Below are 10,040 nucleotides of genomic sequence, written 5' to 3'. Positions count from 1 at the left end.
GGTTCGGGGTGTTCACAAAAGGGGTGAACACACAACACCTGTAGGAGCGAGGCTTGCCCGCGAATTCGTGCGAAGCGCGGCCATTCACCGATCAGGCGATATCCCGCAACTCCCGCCGCAGAATCTTGCCCACCGGCGTCATCGGCAACGACTCACGCAACACAATGTGCTTGGGAACCTTGTACGCGGTGAAATTCTCCTTGCAGTAAGCCTTCAGCTCTTCAAGGCTGACACCCGCCTCCCGCGCCACCACGAACAGCTTCACCGCCTCCCCGGAACGCTCGTCCGGCACACCGATGACCGCGCAGTTGGCGACTTTCGGGTGAGCCATGACCACGTCTTCGATTTCGTTGGGGTACACGTTGAAGCCCGAGACGATGATCATGTCTTTCTTGCGGTCGACGATGCGCACGAAGCCGTCCGGATCGATCACCGCAATGTCGCCGGACTTGAACCAGCCCTCGGCATCCAGCACTTCGTTGGTCGCCTCGGGCTTCTGCCAGTAGCCCTTCATGATCTGCGGGCCCTTGATGCACAGCTCGCCGCGCTCACCCAGGGGCTGTTCGACGCCGTCATCGTTGATCACCTTGAGCGTGGTGCCCGGTACCGGCAGGCCTACCGTGCCGATGCGCGACTGGTCTCCATAAGGGTTGGTGCAGGCCACCGGCGAGGTTTCGGTCAGGCCGTAGCCTTCGGTGATGCGGCAGCCGGTGATCTGCTCCCAACGCTCGGCGGTGGCCTTGACCAGTGCGGTGCCGCCGGAGTTGGTGAGCTTGAGGCCGGAGAAATCCAGGGTCTTGAATTCCGGGTGATCCATCAGCGCGACGAACAGCGTGTTCAGCCCCAGCAGCGCCGAGAACCGCCACTTCTTCAGCTCCTTGATGAAGCCGCCGATGTCCCGGGGATTGGTGATGAGCACGTTGTGGTTGCCGGTCACCATCATGCACATGCAGTTCGCGGTGAAGGCATAGATGTGATAGAGCGGCAGCGGCGCGATCATGATCTCCTGCCCTTCGCGCAGCAGTGGTTGACCATCGCTGGCGGACTGGCTGAGGCAGGCTCGCGCTTGCTGCATGTTCGCTACCAGGTTGCCGTGGGTCAGCATCGCGCCCTTGGCCAGGCCCGTGGTACCGCCGGTGTATTGCAGCACCGCGATGTCGCCGAGGCCGGCATTGAGCGGTTTGATCGACTTGCCCTTGCCCTGATTCAACGCGCTCTTGAAGGCAATCGCCTGAGGCAAGTTATAGGCCGGGACCATTTTCTTGACCTTGCTCACCAGGGTATTGACCAGCCAGCCCTTGGCGGCTGGCATCATGTCGCCCATCTTCGCTTCGATCAGGTATTTGATGTCGGTATCGCCCAGCACTTCCTGGACCTTCTGCCCGAACATGTTCAGGTACACCAGCGCCCGGGCACCGGAATCCTTGAACTGGTGACGCATCTCCCGCGCGGTATACAGCGGGTTGGTGTTGACCACGATCAGCCCGGCGCGCAAGGCGCCGAACACGGCAATCGGGTATTGCAGGACGTTGGGCATCTGCACCGCGATGCGATCCCCCGGTTTCAGATCGGTGTGCGTTTGCAGGTAACCGGCGAAGGCCGCGCTGTAGCGTTCCAGCTGGGCGTAGGTCAGGGTCACGCCCATGTTGCTGAACGCCGGGCGATCAGCAAACTTCTTGCAGGAACGCTCGAACACCTCGATGACCGACTTGTACTCAGCGACATCAATGTCCAATGGCACGCCGGCCGGGCGTTTGTCATTCCAGAAATCAGGTTGCATTGTTCTTGTCCTCTTTACCTGAGCCGATCCGGGGCCGCTTCTCTGTCATTTCCATTTCATATTCGAAAAGCAGAAAAGCGGAGCTTCTCGGACACTAGCAGCTATGGCGAATCAGGCAAATATGCGCACGGGTGTCATAGATCGCGTGAATCTTGCTGCCCCGGCGTGGCCTGATCAGACAGTTTGGTGGAGGATGGTCTATAACGACTCCACCCTCCCCCTGTAGGAGCGAGCACGCTCGCGATGGACGTCAACGATCACGCTGGCAGCCTGACACCCCGCGGTGTACCGGCATTCATCGCGAGCGTGCTCGCTCCTACAGGGGGATGTGAACCCAAGCAAAGGAACCGCGATGATCCACGACACGTTCTGGCTGACCACCAGCGACCGCAACCGGCTTTTCGTCAATCAGTGGCTGCCCGCGGGCAACCCGAGGGCCGTGATTCTGCTGGCCCACGGCATGGCGGAACACAGCGGTCGTTACGGGCGTCTGGCGCAGGAATTCTGCGATCAGGGCTACGGCGTATACGCACCGGATCTGCGCGGACATGGCAAAACTGCCGAAAACGGCACCCTCGGCCATTTCGCCGATCAGGACGGTTGGGCCAAGGTGGTGGGCGACCTGGCCTGCCTCAACCAGCACATCGGCCAGCGGCATACCGGCGTGCCGATCGTGCTGCTCGGGCACAGCATGGGCAGCTACATCGCCCAGGCCTATCTGCTGCACCACAGCGCCAGCCTGCACGGCGCCGTGCTCAGCGGCTCGAACTTCCAACCCGTGGCGCTTTATCGCGCGGCGCGCCAGATCGCTCGTTTCGAGCGCCTGCGCCAGGGCCCCAAGGGGCGCAGCGCGCTGATCGAATGGCTGTCGTTCGGTTCATTCAACAAGCAATTCAAACCCACGCGCACCTCTTTCGACTGGCTCAGCCGCGATCCGGCGGAAGTCGATCTGTACGCCAATGACCCGCTCTGCGGCTTTCGCTGCACCAATCAGCTGTGGATCGATCTGCTCGGCGGGTTGCAGCAAATCAGTAAAACGTCCAATCTCGCCCAGATCGACCCGGGCCTGCCGCTATTAGTGATTGGCGGCGAATGTGATCCGGTGAGCGAAGGCAAGCGTCTGAAAGATCTGGCCGGCGCATTGCGCGAGGCCGGCAGTCAGAACCTGCATCTGACCGTGTATCCGCAGGCCCGGCACGAACTGTTCAACGAAACCAACCGCGATGAAGTGACCGCCGATGTGCTGGAGTGGATCGACCAGACTTTGAGCACGCCCCGGCCACACCGAACCGAATAGTTTTTTGTGAATCTTTTTATTTCGTCACAGGAATTCAGACAAATGACCCAGGTTACCAACACCCCCTACGAAGCCCTTGAAGTCGGCCAGACCGCCAGCTTCAGCAAGACTGTCGAAGAGCGCGATATTCAGTTGTTCGCCGCGATGTCGGGTGACCACAACCCGGTGCACCTGGACGCCGAATACGCCGCCAGCACCATGTTCAAGGAGCGTATTGCTCACGGCATGTTCAGCGGTGCGCTGATCAGCGCCGCGGTCGCCTGCGAATTGCCTGGGCCGGGCACCATCTACATCGGCCAGAAGATGAGCTTCCAGAAGCCGGTGAAGATTGGCGACACCCTGACCGTGCGCCTGGAAATCCTCGAAAAACTGCCGAAATTCCGCGTGCGCATCGCCACCCGCGTTTTCAACCAGCGCGATGAGTTGGTAGTAGATGGCGAAGCCGAAATCCTCGCCCCGCGCAAACAGCAGTCAGTGACCCTGACCACGCTGCCGGAAATCAGCATCGGTTGATCCCGCACAAAAGATCGCAGCCCACCGCAACCCCAAGTAGGAGCTGCCGCAGGCTGCGATCTTTTGATCTTGCTTTTGCTGGTTCTTAAGAACGAGCACGCGCCTGATTACGCAACGCCTTCACCTGATCGTGATTGCGCTGCACACCGTGATACTGACGCTCGACCAGATCACGAATCCCCACCAGGTTGTGCTTGTTGATCTTCTCCATCGCCTCGCGATAAGCCTTCATGGCATGGTCTTCACCACGCTCGGCTTCGTTCAGCACGGCCTCTTCATCCTTGCCGGTGAACATCGCCTTCACGTCGACCCAGCGACGGTGCAGATCGCCGCTGACGCTGGTAGAGGTTTCCGGATCGCCACCCATCGAGCGCACGGCACTCTGCAGTTCGGCAGCAGCGGTCGCACAATCGGCCGAGCGTTGCACGAACAGGGTTTTGAGTTCAGGGTGTTTGATGTCTTCAGCGCAAGTCTTGAACCCTTCCTGACCGTCCTTGCTGGTTTCAATCAGGTCGTTGAGTACAGAAATCGCTTCTTTATTCATGTCGGTCATTTTTCAATTCCTTGCGGTTGATGAAAGGTGCAATGGATATTGCAGCCTGCATGCCAGCTTGGATTTGATTAATAAAGCTATATATTTCAAATAGTTAGAATTGACCGAAAAATCTGTATCCGTTTTTTTTGCATGATCTGTCAATTGGCCTGCATGCAGAATGCCTGTATTTTCCCGACTCAATGAATCAGGACAATTGAGTGATGAACCCTGAAAAACTCGAGCTTCTGATTACCCGCGAAATGCCCTTCGGCAAGTACAAGGGGCGGATCATCGCCGACTTGCCGGGGCCGTATCTGAACTGGTTCGCCCGCGAAGGCTTTCCCCATGGCGAGTTGGGCGGCCTGTTGGCGCTGATGCATGAAATCGATCACAACGGTTTGTCGGACCTGCTCGAACCGCTGCGTGCCAAACATGGCAAGCCTGCGCCTCGTCATTGAATGCCCTCCTATTTGAGTAGCCCATGCCAGACAATACCCGCCGCGCCCGTGATGAAGCCTTCTGGCAGACCTTCGCCGATCGCTACGATCTGCAACCCGGTCCCATCAACCTGGAAAACGGTTACTTCGGGCGCATGTCGCGCACGGTGGTCGAGGAGTATCAGCGCAACATCGAGCTGATCAATCGCGGCAATTCGGTGCAGGTGCGCCAGCGTTTCGAGCAGGGCGAGAACGCGAAGATCAATGCGCAAGTCGCCGCTCTGATCGGCGTGCCCGACGAGGCGGTTGTCCTCACGCGCAATGCGACCGATGGCTTGCAGTCGCTGATCCGCAACTACAACCGCCTGCAGCCTGGCGATCAGGTGCTGATTTGCGATCTGGAATACGACACGGTCAAAGGCGCCATGCGCTGGCTGGCGAAACACCGTGGTGTCGAGGTGATCGAGATTGAACACCAGCATCCGGCGAGCTTCGACAGTCTGGTGACGACGTATCGGGAAACCTTCGCCCGTTATCCTCGCCTGAAGCTGATGGCGCTGACTCACGTCACCCATCGCACGGGGCTGGTGATGCCGGTGCAGGCGATTGCCGCTGCTGCGAAGGAACATGGCATTGATGTGATTCTCGATGGTGCCCATGCGTTGGGTCAGCTGGAGTTCAACCTTGATGAACTGGGCATCGAGTTCGCCGCCTACAACCTGCACAAGTGGATCGGCGCGCCTCTGACCCTGGGCTTCCTCTACATCGCGCCGGAGCGTCTGGCCGACATCGATCCGGACATGGGCGAGATGCATTTTCCAGTGACGGACATTCGCGCCCGCACGCCCTACAGCACCCCGAACATCCCTGCCCTGCTGACCTTGCCGCTGGTGCTTGAAGAGCATGAGGCCATGGGTGGCGCGGCGGCCAAGGGATCGCGACTGAACTACCTGCGCAATATGTGGGTGCGCGAAGTGCGCGAACTGCCGGGCATCGAAGTGCTGACGCCGGACGATCCGCGGCTGTATTGCGGGATTACCTCGATGCGCTTTACCGAACAGGCCGATCAACAAGCGATGGTCGAGCGGCTGCTCAAGGACTACAACCTGTTCACCGTGGTCCGCACCGGCGCGGCCTGCGGCCCGTGCATCCGAATCACCCCGGGCCTGACCACCACCGGCGAGCACATGCAGCAACTGATCACCGCTCTGAAGGCACTGTGCTGACGGGTCATTTGAGAACAACACAATTCCCTGTGGGAGCGTGGCTTGCCCGCGAAGACGTCGGCACATCCAATATCGATGTCGCCTGACACACCGCCATCGCGGGCAAGCCCGCTCCCACAGGTTTCGGGTGGACAGGAATTCGTTTTATGGCAGGCAAAAAAAAACGGCGCACCGACCAAGCGCACCGTTAAAGCCGTAAAGCACACAACGAGTGTCAGGATGAAGCAGATCAGTCCAGCAGCGCCAACGCCTCGGCGGTGCATTCCTGGATGCGGGCCCAGTCGCCGTTCTTGACCCACTCAGGATCAAGCATCCAGCTACCGCCCACGCACATGACGTTTTTCAGCGCCATGTAGCTCTTGATGTTGGCCGGACCGACGCCGCCGGTCGGACAGAATTTCACTTCGCCGAACGGGCCGCCCAGGGCCTTGATGGCCGCGACGCCGCCGCTCACTTCCGCCGGGAACAGCTTGAAGCGGCGATAACCCAAGCCATAGCCTTCCATGATGCCCGATGCATTGGAGATGCCCGGCAACAGCGGGATCGGACTTTCAACGCTGGCTTCCAGCAGGTCGCGAGTAATGCCCGGCGTAACGATGAACTGCGAACCCGCAGCCTCGGCGGCAGCCAGCATCTGGCGATCGAGCACGGTACCCGCGCCGGTCATCAGCTCAGGACGCTGCTCGCGCAGAATCTGGATGGCCTTGAGGCCGAACTGCGAACGCAAGGTCACTTCCAGTGCAGTCAGGCCACCGGCGGCCAGGGCGTCGGCCAGCGGCAGAACGTCCTGTTCGCGAGCGATGGTGATCACCGGCAGAATCCGCGCCTTGGCGCAGAGGCTGTCGATCAGGGCAACTTTATCCGCCATGGAAACGGTCGGGGATGGGTTTTTCATAGCGGCTGTTCCTTGGCTCATGGGCACCAGTAAATCTCTAACGTGGGTTGCAGAAACGCGCGAATCGGCAGTTCGGCGACATCGTCACCGGCCAGTGCGGTATTCAGGGTGGTCAGTTTGGACTGACCGGAAATCGACAGAATCTTGTGCTTCGCCGAAGCCAGCAGCGCGCGACTCATGGTCAGGCGCTGATGCGGCACCGTCGGCGCCAGCATCGGGTAGCAGCGACGTACGCCATCGGCTTTCAGGGCTTCGGCAAGGTTCGGGCTGCCCGGGAACAACGACGCGGTGTGGCCGTCATCACCCATGCCCAGCACAAGCACGTCGATCGCCGGCAATTCCGAGAGCAGACGATCGGCTTGCTCGGCCGCCAGCTCCAGATTGGCGCTGGCGTTGTACAGGCTCAGGAACTGCGCCTTGGCCGCCGGGCCTTGCAGCAGGTATTTCTTGATCAGGCCGGCGTTGCTGTCGGCGTGTTCCACCGGCACCCAACGCTCGTCGGCCAGGCTCACCACCACGTTCGACCAGTCCAGCGTCTGCTTGGCCAGATGCTGGAAAAACGCCACCGGGCTGCGACCACCGGACACCACCAAAGTCGCGGTGCCCTGGGCGTCGATCGCGTCGCTCAGTTGCTTGGCCACGTTCAGCGCCAAACCCTCGGCCAGCATCGCCGGGCTCTTGAAGCCACGGGCGCTGACGCCTTCAGGCAGTTTCAAATCAGATATCGCCATACCACGACCTCCCGTCCCGCGTGATCAGTGCAATGGAGCTCATCGGCCCCCAGGACCCGGCCGCGTACGGCTTGGGCGCATCACCGGATTTCTTCCACCCGGCGATCAACTGGTCACACCACTTCCACGCGGCTTCGATTTCATCTTTACGGACAAACAGGTTCTGATTGCCGCGCATCACTTCCAGCAACAACCGTTCGTAGGCATCGGGAATCCGTGCGCTGCGCCAGGTGTCGGAGAAATTCAATTGCAGAGGACCGCTGCGCAGTTGCATGCCCTTGTCCAGGCCCTGGTCCTTGGTCATCACTCGCAGGGAAATGCCTTCGTCCGGTTGCAGGCGGATAATCAGCTTGTTGCTGATTTGCAGGCGCTGCTCGGGCGCGAAGATGTAATGCGACGGTTCCTTGAAGTGGATGACGATCTGCGACAGCTTCTGCGGCATGCGCTTGCCGGTACGCAGGTAGAACGGCACACCGGCCCAGCGCCAGTTACGGATGTCGGCACGCAGGGCGACGAAGGTTTCGGTATCGCTCTGGGTGTTGGAATTGGGCTCTTCGAGATAACCCGGCACCGGCTTGCCTTCGCTGTAACCGGCGATGTACTGGCCGCGCACCACTTGAGTGGTCAGGCCTTCCGGACTGATCGGCGCCAGCGCCTTGAGGACCTTGACCTTCTCGTCGCGGATGCTGTCGGCGGACAGGTCGGCCGGCGGATCCATGGCGATCAGGCAGAGCAGTTGCAGCAGGTGATTCTGGATCATGTCCCGCAGCTGGCCGGCCTTGTCGAAGTAACCCCAACGGCCTTCGATGCCGACCTTCTCGGCCACGGTGATTTCCACGTGGGAGATGTAGTGCTGGTTCCACTGGGTTTCGAACAGGCTGTTGGCGAAACGCAGGGCGATCAGGTTCTGGACTGTCTCTTTGCCCAGGTAGTGGTCGATGCGATAGGTGCGGTTCTCCGGGAAGAACTGCGCCACGGCGTCGTTGACCTTGCGTGAGGATTCGAGGTCCGAACCGATGGGCTTTTCCAGCACTACGCGGGTGTTTTCCGCCAGGCCGACTTTCGCCAGGTTCTCGCAGATCGCGCCGTAAACGGCGGCGGGCGTGGCGAAATAGGCAATCACCCGCTGTGCAGTGCCGGCCTGCTCGGCCAGGGCCACGTAGTCTTCGGACTTGAGGAAGTCGACATGCAGATAGCTCAGGCGAGCGAGGAAGCGCTCGACCACGGCTTCATCCAGTTCCTTGGCACCGACGTAGCGGCGCAGTTCGGAGGCGATGAACGTCAGGTGCTCCTGCTCGCTGCCGGGCTCACGGGCCAGCGCGATGATTCGCGTGTCCTCGTGCAGAAGGCCCGCACCATCGAGTTGATACAGGGCCGGAAACAGCTTGCGCAGGGCCAGATCGCCCAAAGCGCCGAACAAGGCAAAGGTGCACGGTTCAACCGTAATCGAAAGCATGATGTTTGTTCTTTTATCAAGTTAAGCTACAAATACCTTTTTTCAAGGCATCACTCAAGGGAAAATGTAGTAATAACCACAACATTTTCGCAAAATACAGATTCCGTATGGTGGTCAGTCGGAGCCAACAGTAGGATAGGCCACCGTTACGGGCCTGACCAAAGGCCCTTTTTGCATGAGCCGCCGCTGATTGGCGCCGGTGTTAAGGATACTTATATGGACCGCGTGCGAAATTTACTGGAGCAGATCCAGAATCGCCTTGAAGAGCTGAACAAGGCCGAACGCAAAGTCGCCGAAGTGATCCTGCTCAACCCGCAGCAGGCCACCCGCTTCAGCATCGCCGCCCTCGCCCAGGCCGCTTCGGTCAGTGAACCGACGGTCAACCGTTTCTGCCGATCCTTCGGTGTCAGCGGCTATCCCGAACTCAAGCTGCAACTGGCTCAGAGCCTGGCCAGCGGCGCGGCTTATGTCAGCCGTGCGGTGGAAGCCGACGACAATCCCCAGGCCTACACCCAGAAGATCTTCGGCAGCGCCATCGCCTCGCTGGACAGCGCATGCCAGGCGCTGGACCCGAACCTGATCAGCCGCGCCGTCGACCTGTTGATCCAGGCCCGGCAGATCCACTTCTTCGGCCTCGGCGCCTCGGCCCCGGTGGCGCTGGATGCGCAGCACAAGTTCTTCCGCTTCAACCTGGCCGTGACCGCCCATGCCGACGTGCTGATGCAGCGCATGATTGCTTCGGTGGCGCACACCGGCGAATTGTTCGTGATCATTTCCTACACCGGCCGCACCCGCGAGCTGGTGGAAGTGGCGCGCATCGCCCGGGAAAACGGCGCTTCGGTGCTGGGCCTGACCGCCGAAAATTCTCCGCTGGCCAAGGCCAGTACCCTGAGCCTGAACATCCCGCTGCCGGAAGACACCGACATCTACATGCCGATGACGTCGCGGATCATCCAGCTGACTGTGCTGGACGTGCTGGCCACCGGCATGACCCTGCGCCGTGGCGTGGATTTCCAGCCGCACCTGCGCAAGATCAAAGAGAGCCTGAATGCGAGCCGGTATCCGGTGGGGGATGAGTTCAACTGATACCTGCTGATTCTGTGTCGGTTGACCCGGCCTCATCGCGGGCAAGCCCGCTCCCACAGTGTTCGCGTCGAGCACAAAACCTGT

At 60.2% G+C, this 10,040-nt stretch carries 10 protein-coding genes; 5 read left to right on the top strand and 5 right to left on the bottom strand.

Annotated features, from left to right (window positions below; translation table 11 throughout):
• Positions 1-91 precede the first annotated feature (91 nt).
• Positions 92-1,780, bottom strand: coding sequence for a long-chain-fatty-acid--CoA ligase FadD2 (gene fadD2 / locus ACW9JE_RS24745; RefSeq protein ID WP_457434226.1), 1,689 nt, complete (start codon positions 1,778-1,780; stop codon positions 92-94).
• 352 nt (positions 1,781-2,132) lie between these two features.
• On the opposite strand from fadD2, the gene ACW9JE_RS24740 reads away from it, so the two are divergent.
• Both ACW9JE_RS24740 and ACW9JE_RS24735 read left to right on the top strand, forming a co-directional pair.
• Positions 2,133-3,077, top strand: coding sequence for an alpha/beta hydrolase (locus ACW9JE_RS24740; RefSeq protein ID WP_457434225.1), 945 nt, complete (start codon positions 2,133-2,135; stop codon positions 3,075-3,077).
• 42 nt (positions 3,078-3,119) lie between these two features.
• Complete coding sequence (locus ACW9JE_RS24735; RefSeq protein WP_457434224.1) at positions 3,120-3,590, top strand: MaoC family dehydratase; 471 nt, start codon at positions 3,120-3,122, stop codon at positions 3,588-3,590.
• Between the two features lie 85 nt (positions 3,591-3,675).
• Here the strand turns inward: ACW9JE_RS24735 and ACW9JE_RS24730 are convergent, their stop codons facing one another.
• Complete coding sequence (locus ACW9JE_RS24730) at positions 3,676-4,143, bottom strand: ferritin-like domain-containing protein (protein WP_224540967.1); 468 nt, start codon at positions 4,141-4,143, stop codon at positions 3,676-3,678.
• A 203-nt stretch (positions 4,144-4,346) separates the two neighbouring features.
• Here ACW9JE_RS24730 and ACW9JE_RS24725 point away from each other — a divergent pair, with 203 nt between their 5' ends.
• Both ACW9JE_RS24725 and ACW9JE_RS24720 read left to right on the top strand, forming a co-directional pair.
• Entirely contained in the window at positions 4,347-4,583 is a 237-nt protein-coding gene (locus ACW9JE_RS24725) for a DUF3820 family protein (protein ID WP_025112833.1), read from the top strand.
• A 23-nt stretch (positions 4,584-4,606) separates the two neighbouring features.
• Positions 4,607-5,788: an aminotransferase class V-fold PLP-dependent enzyme gene (locus ACW9JE_RS24720; protein ID WP_457434223.1), complete on the top strand. Its 1,182-nt coding sequence runs from the start codon at positions 4,607-4,609 to the stop codon at positions 5,786-5,788.
• A 229-nt stretch (positions 5,789-6,017) separates the two neighbouring features.
• Here ACW9JE_RS24720 and ACW9JE_RS24715 read toward each other — a convergent pair whose 3' ends face one another.
• From ACW9JE_RS24715 to zwf, 3 genes are read right to left on the bottom strand one after another with little or no spacing between them, the layout of a single operon-like run.
• A complete protein-coding gene (locus tag ACW9JE_RS24715; protein WP_224540970.1) occupies positions 6,018-6,683 on the bottom strand; it encodes a bifunctional 4-hydroxy-2-oxoglutarate aldolase/2-dehydro-3-deoxy-phosphogluconate aldolase in 666 nt (221 codons plus the stop codon).
• A gap of 17 nt (positions 6,684-6,700) precedes the next feature.
• The gene (pgl, locus tag ACW9JE_RS24710) at positions 6,701-7,414 is read right to left on the bottom strand and encodes a 6-phosphogluconolactonase (RefSeq protein ID WP_224540971.1); all 714 of its coding nucleotides are present in this window, start codon (positions 7,412-7,414) and stop codon (positions 6,701-6,703) included.
• Positions 7,401-8,870 carry a glucose-6-phosphate dehydrogenase gene (gene zwf / locus ACW9JE_RS24705; protein ID WP_224540974.1) on the bottom strand — a complete coding sequence of 490 codons (1,470 nt, stop codon included), beginning with the start codon at positions 8,868-8,870 and terminating at the stop codon, positions 7,401-7,403. Before zwf ends, pgl begins: the two co-directional genes overlap by 14 nt.
• A gap of 225 nt (positions 8,871-9,095) precedes the next feature.
• On the opposite strand from zwf, the gene ACW9JE_RS24700 reads away from it, so the two are divergent.
• Positions 9,096-9,956 (top strand): MurR/RpiR family transcriptional regulator, encoded by an 861-nt coding sequence (locus ACW9JE_RS24700; protein ID WP_175379671.1) that lies wholly within the window; start codon positions 9,096-9,098, stop codon positions 9,954-9,956.
• Positions 9,957-10,040 lie beyond the last annotated feature (84 nt).

Source organism: Pseudomonas sp. SDO55104_S430 (genome assembly GCF_054070595.1).
Note: the sequence above shows the minus strand (reverse complement) of the source record. Positions and strands in the feature narration are given on the sequence as shown.

What these genes read in the sequence shown, in the direction of transcription:
- zwf (WP_224540974.1), bottom strand. Translation starts at nt 8,870, where the DNA reads ATGCTTTCGATTACGGTTGAACCGTGCACCTTTGCCTTGTTCGGCGCT.
- ACW9JE_RS24725 (WP_025112833.1), top strand. Translation starts at nt 4,347, where the DNA reads ATGAACCCTGAAAAACTCGAGCTTCTGATTACCCGCGAAATGCCCTTC.
- pgl (WP_224540971.1), bottom strand. Translation starts at nt 7,414, where the DNA reads ATGGCGATATCTGATTTGAAACTGCCTGAAGGCGTCAGCGCCCGTGGC.
- ACW9JE_RS24735 (WP_457434224.1), top strand. Translation starts at nt 3,120, where the DNA reads ATGACCCAGGTTACCAACACCCCCTACGAAGCCCTTGAAGTCGGCCAG.
- ACW9JE_RS24715 (WP_224540970.1), bottom strand. Translation starts at nt 6,683, where the DNA reads ATGAAAAACCCATCCCCGACCGTTTCCATGGCGGATAAAGTTGCCCTG.
- ACW9JE_RS24730 (WP_224540967.1), bottom strand. Translation starts at nt 4,143, where the DNA reads ATGACCGACATGAATAAAGAAGCGATTTCTGTACTCAACGACCTGATT.
- ACW9JE_RS24720 (WP_457434223.1), top strand. Translation starts at nt 4,607, where the DNA reads ATGCCAGACAATACCCGCCGCGCCCGTGATGAAGCCTTCTGGCAGACC.
- ACW9JE_RS24740 (WP_457434225.1), top strand. Translation starts at nt 2,133, where the DNA reads ATGATCCACGACACGTTCTGGCTGACCACCAGCGACCGCAACCGGCTT.
- fadD2 (WP_457434226.1), bottom strand. Translation starts at nt 1,780, where the DNA reads ATGCAACCTGATTTCTGGAATGACAAACGCCCGGCCGGCGTGCCATTG.